The sequence below is a fragment of the Erwinia persicina NBRC 102418 genome (assembly GCF_001571305.1).
Classification (GTDB): domain Bacteria; phylum Pseudomonadota; class Gammaproteobacteria; order Enterobacterales; family Enterobacteriaceae; genus Erwinia; species Erwinia persicina.
In genome coordinates, this window is record NZ_BCTN01000001.1 from 53,897 (window position 1) to 78,587 (window position 24,691).

The 24,691-nt window shown below is 46.2% G+C and carries 25 protein-coding genes and 1 tRNA gene; 13 read left to right on the forward strand and 13 right to left on the reverse strand.

What is annotated here, in order from left to right:
* The first annotated feature begins 250 nt into the window (after nt 1–250).
* Nucleotides 251–1,303, forward strand: a complete 1,053-nt coding sequence (locus tag EPE01S_RS00245) for a LysR family transcriptional regulator (protein WP_240043851.1) — start codon at nt 251–253, stop codon at nt 1,301–1,303.
* 6 nt (nt 1,304–1,309) lie between these two features.
* Here EPE01S_RS00245 and EPE01S_RS00250 read toward each other — a convergent pair whose 3' ends face one another.
* The 9 genes from EPE01S_RS00250 to EPE01S_RS00290 form a co-directional block, all read right to left on the reverse strand.
* Nucleotides 1,310–2,026 carry a PHP domain-containing protein gene (locus EPE01S_RS00250; RefSeq protein ID WP_072277368.1) on the reverse strand — a complete coding sequence of 239 codons (717 nt, stop codon included), beginning with the start codon at nt 2,024–2,026 and terminating at the stop codon, nt 1,310–1,312.
* An 11-nt stretch (nt 2,027–2,037) separates the two neighbouring features.
* A complete protein-coding gene (locus EPE01S_RS00255; RefSeq protein ID WP_062742573.1) occupies nt 2,038–3,225 on the reverse strand; it encodes an MFS transporter in 1,188 nt (395 codons plus the stop codon).
* Nucleotides 3,226–3,237: 12 nt separating this feature from the next.
* The gene (locus EPE01S_RS00260; RefSeq protein ID WP_072277369.1) at nt 3,238–4,263 is read right to left on the reverse strand and encodes an aldo/keto reductase; all 1,026 of its coding nucleotides are present in this window, start codon (nt 4,261–4,263) and stop codon (nt 3,238–3,240) included.
* 28 nt (nt 4,264–4,291) lie between these two features.
* On the reverse strand, nt 4,292–4,981 hold the full coding sequence (locus EPE01S_RS00265; RefSeq protein WP_062742575.1) for an HAD family hydrolase: 690 nt from the start codon (nt 4,979–4,981) through the stop codon (nt 4,292–4,294).
* Nucleotides 4,982–4,983: 2 nt separating this feature from the next.
* The gene (locus EPE01S_RS00270) at nt 4,984–6,219 is read right to left on the reverse strand and encodes a beta-ketoacyl-[acyl-carrier-protein] synthase family protein (RefSeq protein ID WP_062742576.1); all 1,236 of its coding nucleotides are present in this window, start codon (nt 6,217–6,219) and stop codon (nt 4,984–4,986) included.
* A 4-nt stretch (nt 6,220–6,223) separates the two neighbouring features.
* Complete coding sequence (locus EPE01S_RS00275; protein WP_062742577.1) at nt 6,224–6,454, reverse strand: acyl carrier protein; 231 nt, start codon at nt 6,452–6,454, stop codon at nt 6,224–6,226.
* A 15-nt stretch (nt 6,455–6,469) separates the two neighbouring features.
* Nucleotides 6,470–7,420 carry an AfsA-related hotdog domain-containing protein gene (locus EPE01S_RS00280; protein ID WP_062742578.1) on the reverse strand — a complete coding sequence of 317 codons (951 nt, stop codon included), beginning with the start codon at nt 7,418–7,420 and terminating at the stop codon, nt 6,470–6,472.
* A gap of 1,060 nt (nt 7,421–8,480) precedes the next feature.
* Nucleotides 8,481–9,116: a dTMP kinase gene (locus EPE01S_RS00285; protein ID WP_062742579.1), complete on the reverse strand. Its 636-nt coding sequence runs from the start codon at nt 9,114–9,116 to the stop codon at nt 8,481–8,483.
* A 345-nt stretch (nt 9,117–9,461) separates the two neighbouring features.
* A complete protein-coding gene (locus EPE01S_RS00290) occupies nt 9,462–9,947 on the reverse strand; it encodes a DUF2938 domain-containing protein (RefSeq protein WP_062742580.1) in 486 nt (161 codons plus the stop codon).
* A gap of 73 nt (nt 9,948–10,020) precedes the next feature.
* On the opposite strand from EPE01S_RS00290, the gene EPE01S_RS22695 reads away from it, so the two are divergent.
* A complete protein-coding gene (locus EPE01S_RS22695) occupies nt 10,021–10,419 on the forward strand; it encodes a MerR family transcriptional regulator (protein ID WP_072277385.1) in 399 nt (132 codons plus the stop codon).
* Between the two features lie 185 nt (nt 10,420–10,604).
* On the opposite strand, the gene EPE01S_RS00300 is transcribed toward EPE01S_RS22695, so the two are convergent.
* Nucleotides 10,605–11,087 carry a cold-shock protein gene (locus tag EPE01S_RS00300; protein ID WP_062742582.1) on the reverse strand — a complete coding sequence of 161 codons (483 nt, stop codon included), beginning with the start codon at nt 11,085–11,087 and terminating at the stop codon, nt 10,605–10,607.
* A gap of 330 nt (nt 11,088–11,417) precedes the next feature.
* On the opposite strand from EPE01S_RS00300, the gene EPE01S_RS00305 reads away from it, so the two are divergent.
* Genes EPE01S_RS00305 through EPE01S_RS00320 form a run of 4 tightly spaced genes read left to right on the forward strand, consistent with a single transcriptional unit; the run spans nt 11,418 to nt 14,819 of the window.
* A complete protein-coding gene (locus tag EPE01S_RS00305; RefSeq protein WP_062742583.1) occupies nt 11,418–12,329 on the forward strand; it encodes a metal ABC transporter substrate-binding protein in 912 nt (303 codons plus the stop codon).
* A complete protein-coding gene (locus tag EPE01S_RS00310; protein WP_062742584.1) occupies nt 12,326–13,129 on the forward strand; it encodes a manganese/iron ABC transporter ATP-binding protein in 804 nt (267 codons plus the stop codon). Before EPE01S_RS00305 ends, EPE01S_RS00310 begins: the two co-directional genes overlap by 4 nt.
* On the forward strand, nt 13,129–13,986 hold the full coding sequence (gene sitC / locus EPE01S_RS00315) for an iron/manganese ABC transporter permease subunit SitC (protein WP_062742585.1): 858 nt from the start codon (nt 13,129–13,131) through the stop codon (nt 13,984–13,986). The genes EPE01S_RS00310 and sitC overlap by 1 nt, the downstream gene beginning before the upstream one ends.
* Entirely contained in the window at nt 13,983–14,819 is an 837-nt protein-coding gene (locus tag EPE01S_RS00320; protein ID WP_062742586.1) for a metal ABC transporter permease, read from the forward strand. Before sitC ends, EPE01S_RS00320 begins: the two co-directional genes overlap by 4 nt.
* Nucleotides 14,820–14,865: 46 nt before the next feature.
* Here the strand turns inward: EPE01S_RS00320 and EPE01S_RS00325 are convergent, their stop codons facing one another.
* Nucleotides 14,866–16,302 (reverse strand): glycoside hydrolase family 1 protein, encoded by a 1,437-nt coding sequence (locus tag EPE01S_RS00325; protein WP_062742587.1) that lies wholly within the window; start codon nt 16,300–16,302, stop codon nt 14,866–14,868.
* 362 nt (nt 16,303–16,664) lie between these two features.
* On the opposite strand from EPE01S_RS00325, the gene EPE01S_RS00330 reads away from it, so the two are divergent.
* A tRNA-Asn gene (locus EPE01S_RS00330) sits at nt 16,665–16,740 on the forward strand.
* A gap of 257 nt (nt 16,741–16,997) precedes the next feature.
* Here the strand turns inward: EPE01S_RS00330 and EPE01S_RS22700 are convergent.
* Nucleotides 16,998–17,912, reverse strand: a complete 915-nt coding sequence (locus tag EPE01S_RS22700) for a LysR family transcriptional regulator (protein WP_072277370.1) — start codon at nt 17,910–17,912, stop codon at nt 16,998–17,000.
* A gap of 572 nt (nt 17,913–18,484) precedes the next feature.
* On the opposite strand from EPE01S_RS22700, the gene EPE01S_RS00340 reads away from it, so the two are divergent.
* From EPE01S_RS00340 to EPE01S_RS00365, 6 genes are read left to right on the forward strand one after another with little or no spacing between them, the layout of a single operon-like run.
* Nucleotides 18,485–19,351, forward strand: a complete 867-nt coding sequence (locus tag EPE01S_RS00340) for a thymidylate synthase (RefSeq protein ID WP_062742589.1) — start codon at nt 18,485–18,487, stop codon at nt 19,349–19,351.
* Nucleotides 19,341–19,916: an inosine/xanthosine triphosphatase gene (locus EPE01S_RS00345; RefSeq protein WP_062742590.1), complete on the forward strand. Its 576-nt coding sequence runs from the start codon at nt 19,341–19,343 to the stop codon at nt 19,914–19,916. The genes EPE01S_RS00340 and EPE01S_RS00345 overlap by 11 nt, the downstream gene beginning before the upstream one ends.
* On the forward strand, nt 19,894–20,583 hold the full coding sequence (locus tag EPE01S_RS00350; protein ID WP_062742591.1) for an HAD family hydrolase: 690 nt from the start codon (nt 19,894–19,896) through the stop codon (nt 20,581–20,583). The genes EPE01S_RS00345 and EPE01S_RS00350 overlap by 23 nt, the downstream gene beginning before the upstream one ends.
* On the forward strand, nt 20,561–21,847 hold the full coding sequence (locus EPE01S_RS00355) for an amidohydrolase family protein (protein WP_062742592.1): 1,287 nt from the start codon (nt 20,561–20,563) through the stop codon (nt 21,845–21,847). Before EPE01S_RS00350 ends, EPE01S_RS00355 begins: the two co-directional genes overlap by 23 nt.
* Nucleotides 21,844–22,461 (forward strand): phosphoribosylglycinamide formyltransferase, encoded by a 618-nt coding sequence (gene purN, locus EPE01S_RS00360; RefSeq protein WP_062742593.1) that lies wholly within the window; start codon nt 21,844–21,846, stop codon nt 22,459–22,461. Before EPE01S_RS00355 ends, purN begins: the two co-directional genes overlap by 4 nt.
* A complete protein-coding gene (locus tag EPE01S_RS00365) occupies nt 22,454–23,662 on the forward strand; it encodes an MFS transporter (RefSeq protein ID WP_062742594.1) in 1,209 nt (402 codons plus the stop codon). Before purN ends, EPE01S_RS00365 begins: the two co-directional genes overlap by 8 nt.
* Before the next feature lie 617 nt (nt 23,663–24,279).
* Here the strand turns inward: EPE01S_RS00365 and EPE01S_RS00370 are convergent.
* Nucleotides 24,280–24,666 carry a nuclear transport factor 2 family protein gene (locus EPE01S_RS00370; protein WP_062742595.1) on the reverse strand — a complete coding sequence of 129 codons (387 nt, stop codon included), beginning with the start codon at nt 24,664–24,666 and terminating at the stop codon, nt 24,280–24,282.
* Nucleotides 24,667–24,691 lie beyond the last annotated feature (25 nt).

Genomic DNA, 24,691 nt, shown 5'->3' on the forward strand with positions numbered 1-24,691 from the left:
CATAGAGTCGGACCTGTGGTCAAATGATGCCGCTGAGCGTCAGATAAGCCACCAGGAACGCAAATATCCCGAGGCGGAATATCTGAAGGGCAGTCAAGCAATGGTGCAGTGGTGGTGGGTTATCTGAATGTTCGCAGGGAAGCGTATATACCAAAATATATCAGGGACAGCGTGAGAGGCCAGACCAACTGATTCTTAAGATATGCCAAAGAACAGGTCAAAATCGCTCCGGCGATATTTAGGTAAGATTATGAAGACTTTAATCAGCAACGAAAACATGACAGGTGCCCTACCCGTGCACTACCCTGCTGTTCTTGGTCACAACACTATTCTAACAGGCTTGTCATCGTTTGACGTTGCAGTTAGCATACAAAATAATAATCCGTGTGGAGCAGCCTGGTTGGATAATAAGCTACTGAAATCTTTCATTATGCTGGCACAGAGCCAGAGCTATAGGCAAGCTGCTGAGAAATTATTTATTACTCAGCCTGCACTAACAAAGCAGATAAACGTACTTGAACATGAGTTAGATTTATCTCTTTTTGAACGCGATAATCATGGTGCAAAACTGAGCGAAGAAGGGGAAATGCTTTACCAGAATGCCTTGTTGCTTGATGAACAAATAAATCATTTTTTATGTGTTGCAAAAAAAATCCGCACAGGAAAAACTGGTCACCTTAACATTGGATACACATCATCATTTCTCAGTATAGTCCCAGAGATCGTTAACTCATTCAATTCCCAGTATCCTAATATTAATATAAAGCTTATTGAAATGTCCTCCATGCAACAAGAGCAAGAGCTATTAAAAGGTCGGATTGATCTAGGTTTTATGCGCAAACCAAGAGAAGATAACTTATCGTCCATACCTCTTGGTAAGGATTTCTTATGTATTGTCACACATCCAGATATAAAAAATAAAAAACAAACCATCGATAATCTGATTGATGAAAACAATCTTATTTTACTCAGTGAGATCAGTAATCCAGAGCTGCATTATATCGTCAGTGACTATCTTAAAATACGTAACTTTTATAAAAAACCAGCTGAATATTTGACAAATGTCTACAGTGTACTGGCTCTAGTGGGATCACGAATGGGAGTTACAATCCTTCCTCATAGTATCATCTCTTTTTTAAAGTCCAATTTTTCATGTCAGGCTTTGACAGGATGTCAAAGTGAATGGCCGTTAGGTCTTGCGTGGAATAATAAATTAGATATTTCTCTACGTACCGAATTTATCAAAAGCGTGACTGAAAATAGCCATACTGAAAGCACTGAGGCTCAGATTTTAAAGAGATAATAGTTATCAATGCAATAATTCTTTGATCTCAAGGAAAGACGATGTAAGCATCAAAGATGAGTTGATGATTTTTTTCTCTGGAAACTTCTGCATTTCTAGCAGTTTCAGTGCATGTTCAAAATTGCCCATCTGAGAGCAGTAATGTGCGTCCGAACCGACAGAAACATACCCATTAGCGGACTTAACTTCTTCGATAATCTCACGGCAGTTTGCCGAACTCCCTTTGCGGGCAACTGCAGAACCGCTATTTATTTCTAGTGCGACATTATTTCTGGCAGCTTCAGTGGCAATAGCTCGGTAATTAACAGGAAACTTAGGATTACCAGGATGAACGATAATTTTCACAGATGGATTATTTATCACTTTGATCAGACAGTCTGTATTTTTTGTTACATCATAACATGGGGGATACACTGCATCGTGAAACCCCGCCATAACAAAATCAAGTTTTTCTGACATCAGGTTATCGCAGTCAATACTGCCGTCCTTAAAAATATTGGCTTCAATTCCTTTTAATATTCGGATCCCATCTACTCGTTCTGGGATAGCATACAAATTAAGGAAATGCCACTTATGAGGGGAATCATCTAGAGCAGGCCCATGGTCCGTTATTGCTATTGCCAGCATATTTTTACGCTTAGCCTCCATGATGTATTCAAATGCTGAACTGTAGGCATGTGCACTTGCATGAGTATGCATATGCAAATCAATAAATAAATTCATATCTTCCTCTTTTAGTTCAAAATGCGGGAAAATCCTTGAGCCTTACTTCTCTTAACAATAAAAAGACAAAATATTAGTAGTGCTGTTAACACTACAGGAAGGGATAAAATACCGAACTGATCCAGTAATAAACCGCCTGCAAGACCACCGCCAGCAATTGCCATGTTCCAGATAGTTACCATGAGAGACTGCGCTATATCAGCAGCATTACCAGCAGTACGTGCGGATGCTGTCTGAAATAATGTTGCACCGCCACCAAAACCCAATCCCCATAAAAATGCACCGCTCATAACGAAATAAACGCTGTCAAAAAATAAAGAGAATATCAAAGACGACATGATGAATAGAGACAATCCACACAATGTAAGTAACTTAAGATGCTTGTCTATAAACACACCAGTAATTATAATACTGATGACGGCCATCACGCCAAAAATCAACAGAAATGTACTGATAAATCTACTATCCAATGATGTCATTAAATACGGAGAAATGTATGTATACATCATATTATGACCGAGTGAAAAAACAAACGTCGCTAATAAAATCGTTTTAATTCCTGGTATAGATACTGCTTTGCCAACAGAAATACGTTCTGCATGACTTATTCCCGGTTGGTCCGGTAAAGCGAATGCTCCAGCAATAAAAAGCAAACCGGCCAGAACCGTCATAGTATAAAAAATAGTACGCCAGCCATAAATATTTCCCAAGAATGTTCCTGCCGGAACCCCCAGAGAAAGCGCCAGTGGAACGCCTAGCATGACAATTGTTATAGCCCTACCCTGATGAGCCGGAGCCACCATTCTACCAGCATAGCCCGCAGCCAGTGCCCATAAGAGACCGGCGAAGATCCCAGCTAAAAAGCGAGCTACAAGCGTAACAATAAACGAATCAACTGCAGCAGTGACAGCATTTGATACAGCAAATCCTGCCAATGTAATTAATAATAGTTTTTTTCTTGACCAGTGCTGTGTTGCCAGTGTTAAAGGGATAGCCGACAACAGAGAACCGATGGCATACAACGTCACCCATTGACCCGCTTCGGAAGCGCTTACACTGAAAGTCTGTTCCAGTGAATGAAGGAATCCTGCAGGAAGCGCCTCAGTGAGGATTGAAAGAAAGAGAGCTGCACCTATGATACCGAGTTTAAATACGGGTAACCCCGATTTTTCATCTGTCAATTTAATTAATTCAGTCATGCACTTGTCCGTTTATTTAATCATGCCATAGGCTTTCATGAACTCCTCAGGATAACGTGTCCCTGCAGTTTCATAGCTTGATAATATATCATTGATACTTGAAATCTGTTCTGGGGTTAACGTTATGTCAGCAGCCTGAATGTTTTCATCCAGGAATTGAGGCGTCCGGGTTCCAGGAATTGGAATGATCTTCGCCTCGTTGTTCATTATCCAGGCCAAAGAAATTTGAGCGGGAGTAATTGCATTACTCTTAGCAAATGTCCTCAATCCATCAACGATGGCATTGTTTGCTTTAAGATTACACCCCATAAAACGCGGTAGATAACGCCGGGAGTCATTTTCTGAGAGGGTACTGAGATCCTGTAGCTTCCCTCCAAGCAATCCCCGACTTACAGGACTGTATGCAACGACAGAGATTCCCAGATTATTACATGTATCCAGGACCCCATTATTTTCAATATCACGGGACATCAATGAGTACTCTGTCTGAACTGCACTCAAGCCAAATTCACCATCAGACAATTTCAGCAACAACTCATGTGCAAGCTTGATGGTTTCGGCGTTAACTTCTGAAAGACCGATTGCACCAATCTTGCCATCAGACCTTAATTGATGCATTGTCGCCATGGCTTCTCTGAGTGTATCCGGATCCTGAATAACCCGGTGCAGATAATACAAATCAATCCTTCTGCCTAGTCTTTCCGAACTCCTCTCAAAGCAGCTCAAAATATAACCACGGCTGTTATTGACTTCACGGTGAAGAGGATTGTTAACATCCCGCACTATTCCGCATTTTGTCGCCAAAATAATCTCATCATCAGAATGTTTCTTCAAAACCTTTCCAAGAAGTTTTTCATTATGTCCATAGCCATAGATATCTGCAGTATCGAGGAAGTTAACGCCTTTTTCAATGACTCGTTCGAGCATTCTCTCTGCATCGATTTCTGACGTCAGACCGTAGAATTCGGACAATCCCATGCAACCATAACCTTCGGCTGTAACATTAAAATTAGAATGTCCAAGCGTTATTTTTTTCATAATCGATCACACCTCAAATTATTTAATTTCATGACCAGTGCTTTACTGAAATCAATTCCTCATCGATTTGAATTAGCATATCCATTGTAATAGCGGATACTGATGAAGCTATATACCTCACTCCTGTTTCCTGCATCTGTTCTTTTTGATAATTTGTTACCGGAGTCCCGATAAAACCAGTTCTGTAGTATCTAGCGACCTCAGCCATTCTATTGATATCGTCAATGAATAAGACCTCATCAAAGTCTAAATGAAATATATCTTTAGTAATCTCCCTTACACCAGGCCTGATGGAGTTAGTATCGATATATGACTTTTCTTTATCGAAGTAATTTTTTAACGAAGACATATGCTTGTCAAAGATATATTCCTTTTTCCGTCCGCCGTATGATGTCACTCTGACATTAAACTCCTGTAAAAGGCCAAGGAAACTTTCAGCACCCGGCACAACCTCTATAGGATTTTCCTCAATATACTTCCCATGATGTTGAAAAAACGCTTCTATAGTTTTTTGAGCCGACCATGGCAGTTTGCAGGCTAAGGACATATTGTGCCCCCCTGCAATATGAGGAGAGCCCCAGACCTGCCTTTCCAGCTCTGGTGTATAAACACCTCCGTGTTGTTCAACAAAGGATCTAATTGCGGGGCTGTAGGTATCAGTTAAAAGTACACCATCAACGTCAATAGCAACGAGTTTGATCTTATTGAAAATATTCATATTCAGGCCTGTTCGTTAGAAGAAATGATAAGTGCCCCATTATGGCCACCAAATCCCATTGACAATTTTAAGGCATGACGGATTTTGAGTTCACGAGATTCTCCGTAAACAACATCAAGATTAATTTCGGGATCCACAGAGCTGAGATTTACTGTTGGTGGAATGATCCCATGTTTAACCGAAAGAATAGTCATTACTGTTTCCACAGCTCCAGCTGCTGCTAATGTATGCCCGATAGCCCCCTTTAATGACGTTACAGAGACATGCCGTCCAATTTCTTTTTCAATGACTCGGCCCTCAGTGACATCATTCAAGCGCGTGGAAGTCCCATGTGCATTGACATACTGAATATCTTCACCTTGTAAGCCCGCGTTATTCAATGCTTGCTTAATGACTGCTGACAACCCCACCCCTTGAGGATGAGGCGTGGTTACATGGTAAGCATCCGTTGTGAGACCTGTTCCACTTACAAGAGCCAGTAACTCTTGCCCCCTCGCGACAGCATTTTCTTTGGACTCCAGAACCACAAAACCGGCGCCCTCAGCAATAACAAAACCATCGCGATCTCGGTCAAAAGGTCTGCTTGCATGACTGATGTCGGGATTTTTGGACAAAGCTCCTAGTCGATTCATACCACTTACGATTAAAGGAACGATCGGAGCTTCAGAAGCACCAGCAATTACCACATCACAAAGCCCCTGTTTAATCCAGTTACAGGCCGTATCAATAGCCGTGATACCAGAAGCACAAGCCGTGCTCACAAGCAAGCTGGGCCCAGTTGCATGACAGTCAATAGCGATCTGTCCTGCGACCATATTCATCATTGCGCCAGGGATAGTAGAGGGTGAAACCATCCGATCACCTTCTGACTGGAGAACCTGCTGTTCATGCAGTAATCGCTCAATCCCGGCAAGTGAGTTTCCTACCACCACGCCAACACGTGCGCCATTCCATGTTTTTGGATCAAGCCCCGCATCCGCTACTGCTTCGCGATATGCAACAAGGGCTAACTGAATAAATCTGTCAATACGCCTTGCCAGACTACGTCCGAGAAATTTATCAGGATCAAAATCCGGAATGCAGCAGGCATAATCAATTTCGAGCCCTTCCAATTTCTCGCATTTTCGTGCCGCTGATTTACCAGCGAGGAAAAAATCCCAACTTGTAGCAACATTGATTCCAGCGGGGCATACCAAGCCAGTCCCGGTAACAGCAATACGGGTGTCGTTATCCAACATAATTTCAGCCCTTATTTTTAATATAAGTTGAAATATCTAGCACTGTGAAATTAGTAAGGATATCTCCATCCGGAATTTTAATATTAAACTCGCGTTCTAAATCTAGCTGAATTTCAATCGTTATAATGGAATCAACTCCCAGGCTTTCAAGGTCATTATTTTCTTTGACCTTTTCCTCATTAAGTCCAAAATTCCCCACAAGAATCCCGACAACCTTATCTTTGACTTCATCCATGTTTTCACCTTTGTACTAGTCAATTACTTTGAATGAATATTGCATCTCGGCAATAGCCACTCCTCCCTGCCTCAAATAGACATCAAATATCATTGTGCTGTTTGGAACATCTGAGGTTTTAACTGAAATAATTTCAACATCTTTATTAAGCTCTGCATAATGAAAAAAATTACTTTTCATTTCAATTAGAACAGGGAACACCCCCACCTCTGATTTATATATCCAAAGTTGGCAGTTTTGTTTACCAGCCTCCATCAACACCATTGCCGGGTAGTGATCCTGAGCATGATCAAAATAGGCTGTATTATCCATATTGACAGCAAGTTTTGAAATTATTATATTTTCATTAAAAACGGGCATATCCACGACAACATTATTTTCTGCACTGCGAAATACTCTTTCAGGGTTTATTCTTGATTCCTTATCAAGTTTAAGTATTGATTTTAACAAGTAACCTTTTATTTTCTCTTTCCGCACAACACAATAGGCATTGTCTGTCATGTATTTCACTGACATGTAAACATCTGCTATATGTAAAGAGTCTTGATAAATTCCAATATTATAAGATTGAGAGAAAAGTCTTTGCTTCACCCGTCGCGTATTATTTGTCATTATTTTTAAAGTAACATAATGATTTAACAAGTCAGTGGTGGGAATAAAGTTCGCGGTGAAATTACAAGCCCAGCCAGTTAAAATAAATCGTGTGTCAAGTGGTTGTTTTTCAAATTTGTGTACAATATATGTTTCAGCCTGCCTGGCACATTCTAACAAATTCATTAGGTCAGTCAGAGGCCTGATGTGGTCATTGTAATAATGATGTTCGTGTAATAAAGCATGAGCTATGTATTCTGAGGCGTTAGACTGATTGCAAAAAGATAAAAAAACCTCATTATGTTCATTCTTATGAAGTAAACGTTGGTCACATAACAGCTCTTCTTTTACTTGAATTTCAGTAACAGACTTCATGATATACAGGCCTCCCCCTTAGAATAATTGAATTCTATACGCACTAATCTTTAGTCGTACAATGAATAATTTCTATAGCGTAATAACAAAATGTCATCACGATATTTATTTTTCATAAATTTAAAAACCAATAAAGCTAACCAATCTAATAATACAACCAACTTTACTAATTGGTTGTATTGTACGAAAAGTGGTACTCTATGCCAGAAAATGACCCTACTTAAATTTTATCAACATGAAACAAAATTGGTCAATCATCTACGATGGCTGAGGATTTAATAACCAATAATTCGGGAATAAAAAGCAAGTCTGGTGATGCTTATCACCAGGCATTATATACAAACATCTATCTTTCCATATACTTTCGATTACCCATTATATTACGAATAGTTCACCGACCGAGCTAGAAAGGAAATTTTAAACCAAAAAATGATTCATTAGCTGCTCGACTATGCCAACATAATAAATATTACCTGCGGAACACCAAGAATTTCACGCTGAAATTAATTCTCGAAATGAGAATTAATTTACTTTTTTAATATTTAAAACCAAGAATGGTAAAATTGGCAGGAAAAATTTAAAAAGAAAACACCAAGTAATAAAAAATAATTAATGCAAGATTTTAGAGTAATCTTACGTCCGCTCCACACTCGCAGCAGCTCTTCCGCCTGGCCTGGCCGCTCTGTGCCAGAAAAAGAACATAGTAAGATGGAAACACCCTGGAATTTATGCGCTCAGGAGTGCTTTCATCTTAAGACTGGATCAGGTTGCAGATCTTACCGTTTTAGCTCATATTCTCACTATTTATTTTTTTCAGTTTCTTGGCGTTTCACCGTGACGCGTAATCCTGAATTAATATGTTCCTTTCACACTTATCGTGAAGGGGGGAGAAAACAACACAATAGCAACTGGAAGTTCCCGACTAGCCTGATCATATACTTGTTGATACCAGACTAAAATGCCGCAGCGTTCGCTCTGGCACAGAGCAGACTGCCCCTGCCCCTGCCCCTGCCCGCTGGACGATCCTGCCCTGTCGTGCATACGCAAGGGGTTGCCCTGATTACTGGCGGCCGGCACCTGTGGGGCAACCGGGCAGTTTGTAGATCTCAGCGATAATCTGCATGGTTGCGTCTTCGAGCGTTCCTTCATTACGGCACAATACCCAGCCGTAATTTGCCATTTCCCGCTCAAATGCCCGGGTACAGGCAGCATGCTCTTCCAGGGAAGACATCACCGTACTGCTCAGCCCGCGCGGCCGGGACGTGGCCCTGGCCCATGAAATATCAGGCGCAGTCACAACCCCGACATGCAGGTCAGGCGCTCGCACCTGTCGTTCCGTGTTCAGCTGTAAAATTTCGGCAAAGGGAACCATCCGGCGAAACGCGGCATCTGACGGGTACCAGCGATCCATCAGGATAATGCTGTCCGCCGGCTGTTTCGTCAGCACATGCCGGGAAATCCAGGCACGGCTGTCAGCCAGGCGCTGACACACCTCCCGTTCTACATCCAGAGCGGGGTTTCTGGCGAGCCGGTTAACGAGGGCCATGGTTTCCGCCCTGAAGGGATCGCTTTTTCTCTCGCAAAGTCGGATCACCTTCTTATTGTCAGCCCTCAGCACTTTTGTTATGGCCTCCAGCAGGGTGGTTTTACCGGCTCCCTTAGGGCCATCCAGAGAAACAAACAGCGGCTGACTCATTCTTTAAACGACGATGGGTCGAGGGTTTGAGTCAGGCGGGTTTCTTGCAAACGCATCTTACTTCCTCAGTATGAATAGCGGATCCCCCATCGTTAACCGGAACTGAATGGGAGTGGATTGTAAGCAGACACCGATGGCCCTTCTTTCACCGGTCTGAAGACCCGGAATGACAGCCAGCCAGGGGCATTGTCCAGCGGTGGTGACCTGCGCAGCGTAGTTTAAGGCATCCCCTTAGCAAACGGAAAGCCTCCCCGATGGCACCTGCTTTTAAGCGGATGCCGCTGGCAGGCCGCGTTGAACGGTAAAGGGACTGACCGTCGAACGCCTGGCTCAACGGCTTTACCTTTATGAGTTTATAACCAGAGCCGCGATATACAGTCCTGACCCGTACACCAGATGGGTGATCACACTCAGCAGTCGGGCCCGCCATGGGCGGGGCGTGCGGGAAGCCGCAATGCCAAAACCCAGGGCGGGCTGCAGGATCAGGAAAGGCGCAATGAGTGTTAGCAGGCCTGCCAGCATAGCCGTGGTAACAGAAGGTGCACGGAACCAGTCCGGCCCGTCCAGCAAAAGCGGTATAAAGGCAAACAGGATCCCGGTCAGGTAATGAACACCCCACCCGACTAGCAGTTCGTTATGCACAGATGAGGTGGAAGCGATGGTGTTATGACGCATTTTTCCTCTGGTCAGCCATAAAACCCAGCGTCCGACCAGGGCATAATTCAACGGCGGAACGCCGAAGATGGGCTTCTGGATCAGTGACCAGCAATCCATCACCAGAGTGGCGCAAATACCTGTTATGACCGCCTGAAACAGCGTCACATTGTCCATTTTTTCGTCCTTATTTAATGATAATGGTAAGCTGGTCGCCAGTGTGCAACTTAAAGTCAGGTTGAAGTCAATGATGGAAGAACTGGATATCAGGGAAGTGGCTCATCTTTCCGGCGTGCTGCCCTCGGCGTTACGGTTTTACGAAACGAAAGGACTCATTCATCCCATTGGCCGTAACGGCCTGAGAAGGCAGTATCACAAAAATGTGCTGAATAAACTGCAGCTGATCGCCCTGGGGCAGGCTGCCGGATTTACCCTGGATGAAATGGCCGGCATGTTCAATACGCAAGGTGGAACTGTCATTGACCGGGAGCGCCTTGCTGGTCGTGCCAGGGAAATTGACGCCACTGTCCGCAGATTGCAACGATTAAGCCGGGGGTTGAAGCATGCTGCCCGCTGTACCGCAGAGGATCATGCCCATTGTGAAGGGTTCAGCAATCTGGTGGCCAGAGGACTACGGCTCATCAGGTAATGCACCTTTTTTTCACGCTTAATCCGCTTCTGTCACAGGGCGGTCTGTCAGCGCCCGAATGATCATTCCGCTACCCTGACAGCACAGCGTTGTTTTTTGCGGCGTTATCACATTGGCGCCTGTAAAAAACCCGCTCAGGTTTCCCTGAGCGGGTTTTTATTTCACTGCCGGTGTTGCGTCAACCGTCAGATCTTGAGCATTTTTACCGTGCTGTCCACGTCAATTTCATCTTCCGAGAAAATTAATGTCGTCCCCTGGAAGGTGGTGATCGCCAGCTTTTTCAGCGTGCGCATTTCACCCGGCGCGGTGGCCGTTTTCGGCCGGATACTGCTCATCAGAATACCCACGGAGAGCACCGTATTTTCTTTATCAATACGGGTATCGGCAGGGACTTCTTCGCTGTACACCAGGTAAGACTTGATCGACGTCAGCTTAAGGCGCTCGCCGGCGATATAAATATAGTTACTTTCCGGCAGCACTTTCACTTCAAAGGCCGATAAGCCCCGGGAGTTGGTGGTGGGCTCAAACGTCACTGCCGCGTCTTTTTTAATCAAATCCGGGTTGGCGACCTTAATCACATGAAAATAACGGTTATCGCCGTTTTCGTCTTTGATAAAACCAAAACCTTTATCTTTAAACCAGGTTGTGATTGTTCCGTTCATCGCCATTTCCGCCTGTTCTGTCATTTATCTACTGAGTTTTTGCAGCGCGCAGTGTAAAGCACAATGCGGACGCAGACTATGCCTTTGGTTTAAGTCTGGACGATAAATTTGCCGCCTGCGTGGGAATAATCGCCATCGGGCGCGGGACTGTCGGCCGCCGGGATAACATTTGTCCCGCTCATCGCAAGCGATACCCGCGGTTTTATTTCTCAGACGGTCATTTGTCAATCTGCGTAATCCCACACAAAAAACATTCACATGGCGATATAGCCTGTGCTATACCTTATAGCAACTGCTAATTACGTTCTATTTTTAAGCGCTTTCTGGGGGATTTCTATGTGTTTACTGTTCCGGTTAAAAGGATGGATCTGTGCTGCTCTGCTCGCCTCGCTGCCGCTGGCACCGGCAGTGGCACAGGAAAAATTCAAAGTGATCACCACGTTCACCGTGATTGCGGATATGGCGAAAAACGTAGCGGGTGACGCTGCCGACGTCGCGTCGATCACTAAAGCCGGAGCAGAAATCCATGAATATCAGCCCACACCGGGTGATATCAAACGCGCCCGGGGTGCCCAGCTTATCCTCGCCAACGGCCTGAACCTGGAACTGTGGTTCCAGCGCTTTTATCAACATCTTCCCGGGGTGCCGGAAGTGGTGGTGTCTGACGGCATTGTCCCGATGGGGATCAGCGACGGCCCCTACAGTGGTAAACCGAATCCCCATGCCTGGATGTCACCGAAAAATGCGCTGATCTACGTGGATAATATCCGCGATGCGCTGGTGAAGTATGACCCGGCCAATGCCGACACTTACCGCAAAAATGCGGCCGCCTATAAAGAAAAAATCAACGCCACCGTGGCGCCGGTGCAGCAGGCGCTGGCGCAGATCCCGGCGGACAAGCGCTGGCTGGTTACCAGCGAGGGCGCGTTCTCCTACCTGACGCGCGACTTCGGGCTGAAAGAGCTCTACCTGTGGCCGATCAACGCCGATCAGCAGGGCACCCCGCAGCAGGTACGTAAAGTCATCGATAAAGTGAAGCAGGAGAAGATCCCCGCCGTGTTCAGCGAAAGCACGGTTTCCGATAAGGCCGCCCGCCAGGTGGCGCGCGAAACCGGCAGCCACTACGGCGGCGTGCTGTACGTTGACTCCCTCAGCGCTGCCGATGGGCCGGTACCGACCTATCTCGACTTACTGCGCGTTACCAGCGATACCATCGTTAACGGCATTCGGCAGGGGCTGGCAAAATGAACAACACACAGACGGCGCCCGACGGCATTCGGGTTAACGATCTGACGGTCACCTACCGCAACGGGCACACCGCCCTGCGCGATGCCACCTTACAGGTGCCCGGTGCCAGCATCGCCGCGCTGGTGGGGATCAACGGCTCCGGTAAATCGACACTGTTTAAAGCCATTATGGGGTTTGTCCCCCTCTCGAAGGGGTCGATTACCCTGCTGGACCAGCCCGCACACAAGGCACTGAAACAGAATATGGTGTCGTACGTGCCGCAGTCGGAGGACGTTGACTGGTCTTTCCCGGTGCTGGTGGAAGATGTGGTGATGATGGGCCGCTACGGCCATATGGGCATGCTGCGCATCGCCCGCGCAGAGGATAAGCGCCTGGTCACCGAGGCGCTGGAGCGCGTCGGTATGGCAGAGTTTCGCCTGCGGCAGATTGGCGAACTCTCCGGCGGCCAGAAAAAACGCGTGTTCCTTGCGCGCGCCATCGCCCAGCGCGGCCAGGTGATCCTGCTGGATGAACCCTTTACCGGCGTGGACGTCAACACTGAACGTCAGATTATCAGCCTGCTGCACGAACTGCGCGATGAGGGCCGCACCCTGCTGGTTTCCACCCACAACCTGGCCTCGGTCAGCGAATACTGTGACCACACGGTGATCGTGAAAGGCACGGTGCTGGCCTGCGGGCCGACCGCCACCACCTTCACCCGGGAAAATCTGGAAAATGCCTTTAGCGGTGCGCTGCGCGATGTGGTGTTTGGCGATGGTCACACCCAGCCGGCGCTGTCGGTGGTGCGGGGGAATGGCTGATGGCGTGGCTGGCTGAACCTTTTCACTATCAGTACATGCTTAACGCCATGTGGGTGTCGGCGCTGGTGGGCGGCGTGTGCGCGTTTCTCTCCTGCTATCTGATGCTGAAGGGCTGGTCGCTGATTGGCGATGCCCTCTCCCACTCGATTGTCCCCGGCGTGGCCGGAGCCTATATGCTCGGCCTGCCCTTTGCTCTCGGTGCGTTTCTTTCCGGCGGGCTGGCCGCGGGCAGTATGCTGTTTCTGAACCAGCGTACCCGGCTGAAGGAGGACGCGATTATCGGGCTGATCTTCTCCTCCTTCTTTGGCCTTGGCCTGTTTATGGTGTCGCTTAACCCCACCTCGGTGAATATTCAGACCATCGTGCTGGGCAATATCCTGGCAATAGCCCCGGAGGATATTATTCAGCTGGCGGTCATCGGCTTCGTCTCCCTGCTGATCCTGCTGGTGAAGTGGAAAGATCTGATGGTGACCTTCTTCGACGAGAATCATGCGCGTTCCGTCGGCCTGAATCCGACGCGCCTCAAGCTGCTGTTCTTCACTCTGCTGGCGGCCTGTACCATTGCTGCCCTGCAGACCGTCGGCGCGTTCCTGGTGATCTGCCTGGTGGTCACCCCCGGAGCCACGGCCTATCTGCTGACCGACCGCTTCCAGCGGCTGCTGGTGATTGCCGTACTGATTGGCAGCACCACCAGCTTCTTCGGCGCGTGGGTCAGTTACTACCTGGACGGTGCCACCGGCGGCATCATCGTCGTGGCGCAGACGCTGGTCTTCCTCACCGCCTTTGTTTTTGCGCCTAAACACGGGCTGCTGGCCCGACGCCGACGCGCGGCCAGCCCGCAGCAGGAGGCGATATGACTATGACCGAACTGCTGTTAAGCCCGCTTGAGTTTGATTTTATGCACACTGCGCTGGCCATTTCGGTGATTGTGGCGATCCCCTGCGCCCTGCTCTCCAGCTTTATGGTGATCAAGGGCTGGTCGCTGATGGGTGATGCAATGAGCCATGCGGTCTTTCCCGGCGTGGTGATCGCCTGGATTATTGGCATCCCCCTTGCTGTCGGGGCGTTCTGCGCCGGGCTGTTCTGCGCGCTGGCCACCGGCTACCTGAAAGAGAACAGCCGTATCAAGCAGGATACGGTGATGGGCATCGTCTTCTCCGGGATGTTTGCTGCCGGGCTGATCCTCTATATCTCGGTCAAATCAGAGGTTCACCTCGACCATATCCTGTTTGGCGATATGCTCGGTATTTCCACCAGCGACCTGCTGCAAAGCGGCGGCATTGCCTGCCTGATTGCGCTGATTATCGGCGTCAAGTGGCGCGACCTGGTGCTGCACGCGTTCGATCCGCACCAGGCGAAAGCCAGCGGGCTGAACACCACGCTGCTGCATTACGGCCTGCTGAGTATGATTGCCCTGACTATCGTTGCCACCCTGAAGGCAGTGGGCATTGTGCTGTCGATTGCGCTACTGATTGCGCCGGGGGCGATCGCCGTGCTGCTGATGCGCCGCTTCTCCAGCGTGATGATTTTCGCCGTCGTGCTGTCGGTGGTGGTGTGCTTCAGCGGTACTTACCTGTCATTCTTTCTGGACAGTGCGCCCGGCCCGACGATCGTGGTGCTGTTCGCCCTGCTGTTTATTGCCGCCTTTATCTACTCGGTGCGGCGCGATCGGCGCAGGGTACTGTCGTAACGACTAAAAAAAACGGCGTCTGCAATGGACGCCGTTTCTGTCTGTGTTAGCTGATGTCCTGACCGTTGCTGGCGATCACCTTCTGATACCAGTGGTAGGATTTCTTCTTGTAGCGATTACCGGTGCCGCTGATGCTGTCATCCAGATCGACGTAGATAAAGCCGTAGCGTTTACTCATCTCCCCGGTCGACATGCTGACCAGATCGATGCAGCCCCACGGGGTATATCCCATCAGCTCCACGCCGTCGTCTATCGCTTCTGCCATCGCATCAATGTGCTTACGCAGGTAGTTAATGCGGTAGTCATCGGCAATGTTGAAGTCGGCATCCGGCTTGTCCACCGCGCCCAGACCGTTTTCCACAATAAACAGCGGTTTTTCATAGCGGTCATACAGCTGGTTTAACGCGATACGCAGCCCCACCGGATCGATCTCCCAGCCCCAGTCGCTCGCTTCAAGGAACGGGTTACGCGCCCCGCCCAGCAGGTTGCCGCTGGCTGCCGCCGCATCCGGGTCAGTGGCACAGGTGGTGGAAGACATGTAGTAGCTGAAACCGATGTAGTCGACGGTGTGCGCTTTGATCAGCTCGAGGTCGCCCGGCTGAATATCCAGCGTGACGCCAAGCGACTGCCACAGCTTGCGGGCGTAATACGGATATTTACCGCCCGCCTGCACGTCAGCACAGTAGTAGTTGAACGACTGGTTTTCCTGCATTGCTGCCAGCTGGTTCAGCGGATTGCAGTCATAAGCGTAGTTGGTGGCAAACAGGATCATGCAGCCCATCTGGATCTGCGCGTCAGTGTCATGGGCGATTTTCACCGCCAGCGCGCTGGCGACAAACTGGTTATGCCAGCCCTGGAATTTCGCCTGCGCTTCCAGCGCACCGGTTTTTACCGTCAGACCCTGGCTCATCATCGGGAAATGCGCCGCACTGTTGATCTCGTTAAAGGTCATCCAGTACTTCACCTTGTGGCCAAACCGTTCCAGCACCGTGCGGGCAAAACGCTCGAAGTGACCAATCAGCTCACGGTTCTTCCAGCCGCCGAACGCGGTCGCCAGATGCAGCGGCATTTCATAGTGGGAAAGGGTGATCACCGGTTCAATGCCGTGGGCGATACAGGTATCAATGACTTCAGCATAGTGACTGAGGCCCGCCTCGTTCGGCTGCTGCTCGATACCGTTCGGATAGATGCGCGTCCAGGCAATGGAAAAGCGATAACATTTGAAACCCATCCCGGCAAACAGGGCAATATCTTCGCGGAAGCGGTGATAATGGTCGATGCCTTTGTGGTTGGGATAGGTGTAGCGGGCTTCATCCAGCGTGAAGTCAAACTCCGGTGCGGCTACAATGCTCAGGCGCTGCTTGCCGCCCGGAATGGCATCGACAATCGACAGGCCCTTGCCATCCACATCATAAGCCCCTTCAACCTGATTGGCCGCCGTTGCGCCGCCCCACATAAAGCCCTGCGGAAACCTTTCTTTCATGCCACTTTTCCTTAAATGATACCGATAGTTAGCGGAGCCGCAGCCCGGCCGCCCTGCGATGACCCGACCTCTGCGCCGCCCGAACGGCAGAAATAGTAGAGCAAAAATGACGGGGATAACAGCACTATGAAACCGATTGCAGAAAAGGGAATGGCTGCACAAGTACGGCATCGCCTGGGCGGGTTATGCCACCCTCCCGGTGTTTACCGCACAATACCGGCCAGGGTTAACCCGCGTAAAAACGGAAAAAATGTTGAGGAAATCAGCATATTGGTGCAAACATCGACAGTTGGCTGCCTGTGATGATATTTCGCGTTGACACCCCCTGCCGCGATGATTACTATGCGCCTCGTTCAAACGATTCCTCTGTAGTTCAGTCGGTAGAACGGCGGACTGTTAATCCGTATGTCACTGGTTCGAGTCCAGTCAGAGGAGCCATATTTAGAGAAGCCCGCTCAGGGAAACCTGAGCGGGCTTTTTGTTTTCATGCGTCCAGGCGAATCTTTATTCAATTCAGATTCACCGAGCCAGCCTGAATAATCGTCCGGATGCATTTTTATTGCCTCTGCATCGGGCAAAATGGGTGGTCTGATTTGATGTCTTTCAGTTCGATTAGGGCGTGACCACCCGGTATCTGTGAACACCCCCAAAGACCACCCGCTGCTGTGTGGCGAAGATACAGCGCCTGGTATGTGTTAAAGCCATTTTGGCTCTAAAATTGACGGATTGGAACGCACGGCATTAATGACGAAATCGACAAAAGCCCGGACTTTGGGGGACAGATGTCGGTTAGATGGCCAGATAAGAGATAATGAACCAAGTGGTACCATGAATTCGGTAAGTATGGGTTGGAGTAACTTATTTTTAATCGCGGGTTCAGATACATATACAGGCAAATGAGCAAGACCCAGACCATCAATCGCAGCACGCAGTCCAGCATCCGTATTGTTAAAGATAAGATTACGGGGGAGATTCAGGTTTGTATCCGGCGATGAAAACGACCATTGGGCAAGAAGACCATTTGAGGGATATTTAAAATGGATACAACTATGTCTGAGGAGGTCGCTGGGCGTTTGCGGGCAGCCCTGTTTTTTTAAATAATCAGGAGAACCACAAACAACAAAATGCTGTTCTCCAAGCCGATGACCAATCAATCGTGTATCTCTGAGCTCACCACTTCTGACAGCAACATCTATTCCTTCGCCAATGATATCAATAACACGGTCCTCGAAATCGATATCAAGTTCGATTTCTGGATACTCTTTAAGGAAGCCAGGCAACAATGGCATCAGCAGACTGTGGCCGAAAATCTGTGGTACGCTTACACGAAGTCTACCTTTAGGGCGCGACCTGGTAGACGAAATCATGGCTTGTGCGTCGTATATATCATCAAGAATATGCTTGCAACGGTCGTAAAAGACCGCCCCTTCTTCTGTCAGCCCAATACTCCGGGTTGTTCTGTGAAAAAGTCTGACCCCTAATTCATTCTCAAGCCTGGCTATGCTTTTGGCAATGGCAGAGGAAGAGACCCCCAGGACCCGTCCCGCACTGGGATAACTGAGAAGTTCAGCAGCAGCAACAAACGCAGTCATCCCTTTAAGGCTTTCCATAGACCACCTTACGCGCATTAAAGACATTTTGTCTTTAGTATAAGTTTCAAAAGAGGGATTTACAAATCATTACGTTGAATTTATTCTTCAACTTAAATTGATTAATGAGAGGAGTATTGATTTGAATATGCAAAAATTGTAATTCATATTCACAGAAGTGTATTTCCAACAACATAAAAAAATTATTATGTTAATGCAATTATTGCGAGCATAACAGGAAATAAGGTATTCACTGCACCTGTTTCATCACGTGGAAGTGATAAATACTGTCATCTTAAATTATTTAACATGGTCATTGATAAAAACATGTCTGTTCCAGATAGGGGTTCCCATGATCCATTTCTCTGTTTGTTAGCCGGGTACTTTCTCAACAAGTGAAAGAGCGTGCCAACAGTGAAATTCTCACCTGGGAGAACCAAAGTTGGAAAAGGATTATACAGTATTTTAATAAGAATTGAACAATCGTTAATATAGATGATGCAGATAAAGGGCTTAACTTTTCTTAAGCGCATTATTCATTGTCATAACCATACCCATGACTCTTTGTTAAAACTTTCATATAAGGAGATAGTATGACTTCTTTTATTGAAGAACATAAAATGACGTTGACCGATGAATTTTCTACAATTATTGGAAACTCGGTCGATGAGTTAGTTAAAAATGGTGTGTATCACATTCTTACGACTGGAGAAAAAATATCTTCCAGGGCTGGGAGCGCACTTCAGGCATATGGCGTAAACTATGTTCTGAAGAACCCACGAAATCGCTTACATCATCTTAGGGATGGGGCAGTAAAGTATCTCACCAGAGAGTTGCTAGCCTATTTTAGCGGAAAATTAAAGGCTGAGGAAGGACTGGCAAAAGCATCAAAATTCTGGATGACGCTCACTGATGAAGATGGGAATGTAAATTCAAATTATGGATATTACGTTTTCTATGAACCGGTTGAAAATTATGGCAACCAGTATAACTGGGTTAAAACTGTATTAATAAACAACAATGATTCGAGAAGAGCGATAATCAATATAAACCAAAATTATCATAAATCTGAGACTAAAGATTTTCCGTGTACGGTAGGGATACAATTTTATATCAAAGACAATCATCTATTTTGCGAGGTTATGTCAAGAAGCACTGATGTGATTACAGGGCTTCCTTATGACATGGGGTTCTTTTCCTTCCTGCATGAATTAATGTGGAAAGATTTGACTGAAAGTGGCATTCCAAACCTCATGTTAGGCAATACGGTTATGAAAACGACTTTTACGCAAATTTATGACAAATCGTTATCTAAAGCTAACATCGTGGCTGAAAGCACCCTGTCTGACAGGCACAGCGAGATGCCGACTATTGAGTCAGCACGAGAAACATTAGCCGACATTCTAAACGGAAGTAAAAATACTTATCTTCTTCAATGGGTCTATCAGCATGCGCAATAAATGTGTAACGATATTACTCAGTTCTGAAAATGAAGCAAAGATTTCTTCTGTAAGGAAAGTCTGCACTGAGCTCTTCCCGAATTTCAGTCTATATCATTACAATGTCACATCGGGGATAAGTGAAACACCTGAAGATGATGATGAAGCAATAAAAGGATGCCATAACCGCATTGAAAAGTTAGAAAAAGAAATATCCTCAATACATGCTGATTATATCATAGCCCTTGAAGGCCTTGTTAATAAAAGTAAATTTGGTGCTTTTGTTTATGGATGGGCCGTTATAAAAGAGACAGCGGCAAAAAAATATCATTATGGCTGCAGCGGGAAAGTGATGCTTCCTTCTGATATTACCTCGAAACTCTTAAAAAGCGTAAAACTGTCAGACCTGGTTCTGGATTTATATCCACAGTACAGTGATGATGATTTGAAAAAGATGGGCACGAACGGAGTACTGACTCGCGGTCTTTATACACGAGTTCAAGAGTTTGAGACTGCACTGAAATGCGCATTTGGTTCTCTTGTTGTACAAAGAGGGGAGCAATATGGTCAAGCTGATAATTTTTGACATTGATGACACTCTTCTGGATCACCGCACCGGGGCCAGGGAAGCGATGTCTGCGTTAAAGCAACAATTAGTTCAGCTTAATTATATCGATGAGGAATATGATTTTAGCATATTCCTTAATGGCTACGAGAAGCGTAACCATACGCTATGGTCTCAATTTGAAATCGGCAAGATAGCGATAGCCGATATAATGAAAAAAAGGTTTGATTATGTATTTGATTGGTTTGAAATCAGGAGGCATCATAAGATAGCCTTTAAAGAGATCTTTTGGGAAAATTACATATCTAATTGTCATTTAACACATGACTGGATTTCTCTATTACAACAACTTCATTCTGATTTTCATTTAATCATTTGCAGCAATGGAATGAAAGAAATTCAGCTAAAAAAACTTGAAAAAAATAAAATATCACCATTTTTTGATAGATTCTATTTTGGTGATGCACATCCAAACTGTAAGCCGAACACTGATTTTTTCGGGAGGATACTTGAAGACTTTCAGCTTAAGCCGGAACACGCCATCATGGTGGGAGATAGTTTAATGAATGATGTTCTTCCCTGTCAGAAACTGGGAATAAATACCTTAAAGTATGATGGGGAAGCGTCATTCCAGGTAATATATAAAGAATTGATGGAGTTAAAAAATGGATCAAAATATTTTATTTAAAAACATCACCTATCTTGATTCCAATTCTATGCGTCTATTCAAAGGTGATATGCGAGTCTCTGCGGGTTATATCACTGAACTCGATAATAAAATTGCAGAAAAAAATGATGAAATAATCATACCATCCTGTGATTTCATCGTTTTACCTGGAATGATTAATGCCCATCTCCATCCAAGTAAAGAGATATATGGTGGCATGCTGGACTGTTCACCGATTGATGTTGTGCTTGACTCCGTGCACAAAAATAACAGTCTTGAAGATGCAGAGGGGCAATATGTCGCATCGCTGAAGTCAATGATGTCAGCCTTACAAAAAGGGGTGACAACGTTTGGTTTATTCACCAGCAGAATTGAGAGTGATGTCCGGGCTGCTCAAAAAATTGGGGTGCGTGCCGTCGTCAACTACTGTCAGAATAACCAATGGATAGGTAGTGGTCAAAGTCCTGAAAGTAAAAGTAGTGAGGAGGTTATTCATCAGTTTTTTGAGATAGAGGAAAAATACAAATCAAATCTTATTGTTGTTTGCCCGGCGACGGCATCTGAATTATCTGCTGATAATGATCTGATGATAAAATTACATCATATCGCCAAACAATTTAATACTAAATTTTTTGTTCACATGCACGAAGGTGAGCATCAAGTCATCTCACATCATAAAGTATATGGCATGAGTGGTATAGAACGACTGGCGAAACTCAACATATTAGATAATCACACGACGCTTATTCATAGCTGCCATTTATCAGAAAAGGATAAAAACTTACTCCTCCTTGGTGGTTGTAATATCATTCATTGCCCCGTCAGCAATAGTTTTGTTGGTGCTGGAACACTACCATTGAAAGATCTCTCATCAATGACGGTTGGATTAGGGACTGATGCCGCAATGGTGAATCCAGTCAATGATATAACTTTTGATGCGCTTATGTCCCTTTATCATCATGGCGACAACAACTTTGCTAAAAAGGTCAGCGCTACTTATATTTTAAAATCACTTACCGAAGGTGGCGCACATTCGTTAGGGCTCTCTCAAACCGGTAGGATAGAAAGGGGATTTAAAGCTGACCTAATATTCTATGATAAGAAATCAATAGATACAGGATATATAAATACCCCTGTATCAATATTGAAAATGTTAAATCAGGAATCACCCTGCAAGGTTATGATTAATGGAAAAACCATTATCGATGGTAAAAAACTCTTAGATTCAACATTACTTGATAATGATAGTCAGTATTCTGCCATGAGAGAGATGATTAACGTATGAAAAAAGTTGCTTTCTTATTTTCAGGTCGTGGCACCTTAATAACAGCAGTGCAAGATGCTGTTGCCGATGCTTGCGAACCTGCACAGTTGAGCCTTGTTCTGACCAATAACCGTGATTTTGAAGCCGGCAAAAACCCTGCTTTTTCCGGGATTTCAGTCATAAAAGTAAATCATCAGGACTATGAGGACAGAGACTCTTTTGAGAAAAAAATAGCCACCTATCTAAATGAAATTAACGTTGATTTGGTCATCTTAGGCGGGTTCAGGCGGATTTTCTCATCCAGCTTTGTTCACCTGTTCGGCCATAAAACAATGAATACACATCCGTCAATACTCCCTGCGTTCCCTGGGGATAAAGCTCAATTAAGGGCAATTACCCAAGGTGTGAAAATTTCAGGGGCAACATTGCACTTCATAAATGATGAGGTTGATGCAGGGCCTATTATAGATCAGGAACCCGTAAGGATCGCAAACGGCATGACTGAAAACGCGCTGAAAGAAGCTATTTTACTGGCAGAGAAAAAGATGATCTATCGTGCAGTTCGTGCATTTATTGAAGGGCGAATAACGCTTGACGGTGATAAGGTCATTTATGAGGAGGATATCTATGTATAAGATAAAAAATAATATTTTTGCTGCAAGCTGCGTTGCGAGCATCCTTTTTATCGCCATAACAACGCTTGGGTTATCCTTAGCGACATTACCTTTGTATATTAGCGAATCCCTGGGCTATTCAGCTTTTTATGTTGGGCTTGTTGTCGCCGCTGAATCATTGTCCACCTTATTTTCACGAGCAGCCGCAGGAAGATATTCTGACAATCATGGCCCACAAAAAGGTATGGTATTGGGACTGTCACTCACTTTGCTCGCGGGACTCTTTTGTTTATTTTCTTTCAGTTTTATCGACTCCGCTATAGTGGCATACTCCGTCATTATCTTTTCGCGAGTGTTGATGGGCATTGGCGAGAGTTTAATTTTTACTTGCAGTGGTACATGGCCTATTGGACTCGTCGGCCGAGAGCATGCCGGGAAAATTATGTCCTGGGTGGGAATTGCCATGTTCCTGGGTTTAGCGTTAGGTAATTACGCGGGAACATGGTCATATTATCATTCCGGAATTATCATCTCTGCTACTGCTATGGCTGTTCTCCCTGCGCTGGGTTTTTTGCTGGTAGCTATCGTTAAACCTGTTGCTATTCATCCAGAAAAAAACAAAGCGAAACTTTCCTATGCGATCCACAGAATATGGAAAGCAGGGTCGGGCTTTTCACTGGCTAATATAGGTTATGCCACTATTACGACGTTTCTGGTCCTGTATTTTAATCAGAATAACTGGGGAGGACAGGCAGCTTTAGCCTTGTCCTTATTTGGCATGGGATATGTTGTTTCAAGGCTGACACTGGGTTGGAAAGCGGATAGCTCAGGTTTAAAATTAACACTATTTTCAATAGCTATTGAAGCCAGCGGATTGCTATTAATTGCTTTTTCGTCTCATCCGTACGTAGCCATGATGGGCTCGTTCCTGACAGGATTCGGTCTTTCAATGATTTATCCTTTGCTTGCCCTTCCGGCATTAAAAAGTATGCCAGATGAGAATATTGGTCTGGCGCTGAGTACCTATGAGTCTTGCTTTGATATAGGACTATTGGTTGCAGGTCTGGCAGGGGGTGGGATCGTTTCGCTATTTGGATATCCCGCCGTTTTCATCTTTGCATTTTTATGCTGTTTGTTAGCTTCTATTTCATCGATATTAGCTTACAAGCAAATATCCAACGGCGATCCCAAACTTATGCGTGAAAAGGCCTCTCTTAACTGAAAACAGAGGGATTGCTCAGTTCAGCATGACGCGGGTCTGCAGGATGATTGACCCGAGCGTAAGGCCTCGACTGCATTGACTCAAGGCGATCTACGCATAAAGTTGATTTGATATAATTCTGTTTTCTGGACGGTTAAATGACCAGAGGAAGCGTTATTGCGGTCAATCCTGTGTCTGCTCGTTGAGGGTGATCATTGCTGTACCGTGCGGCGGCTAAAATATCCTGTCACCCATTTCAGGCTTCCATCAGTCTGCCAGTTCGCCTATGCGGATCGCGAAATCGACAGACAGTGAACCCCGCAGCACCCCGCCCGGCTGTTCAGGCATCTCGCCCAGCTACTCAGCACCAGCCGGGTCTCATCGACGACAGGTTTGCTTTGCGCACACTAAATCACGCGATGGATGCGTCATCAGCAGCTTATTCCCTTAGACGCAGAGGCAGGATGACGCGATGTTGTGCCCTCATGTGAGGATAATGACACGCGTCACCCGCTCTCAGCCGTTGCCCTGACAGACGGTCAACGACAGTGGGTACCGATTTGATATTTTACTGGGCCCTCTTTGCTCTTTTGTAGCATGAAAAAAATGCACGCTGCATCAGCTCGCGGGCCGGGCCGTTATTCGGGCATGACGTGGGTATGGTAAATCTTACTGACCACGATCCAGCGACCGTTCACCTTCAGAAGATTGAAAAAGTCAGTGAAGCGAAAGCCTGAAATGTCGTCAGTGTCGATGCGGGCACTGGCAGCGGTACCTACGATATCCACACGTACAATGGCCGCTTTAGCCTCCGGTGAAGGACGGAAGGCGGTGTCGATGGTGTCAAACAGTCCCTGAATCGGGCCTCCGCTGAGATTGCCGTCCCCGTCAACACCGAAAATAGTCGCTTTATCGCTGAACGCGGGCTTCATCAGTTCACTCTTCGCCTGCTTACCGCCTTCGTTGTACTGATTAAGCACGTTCACGATGGCGTTATAGTCCTGCACGTAGGTTGTGTCGCTCATTTTTTGTCTCCGTTATCGTAAATCG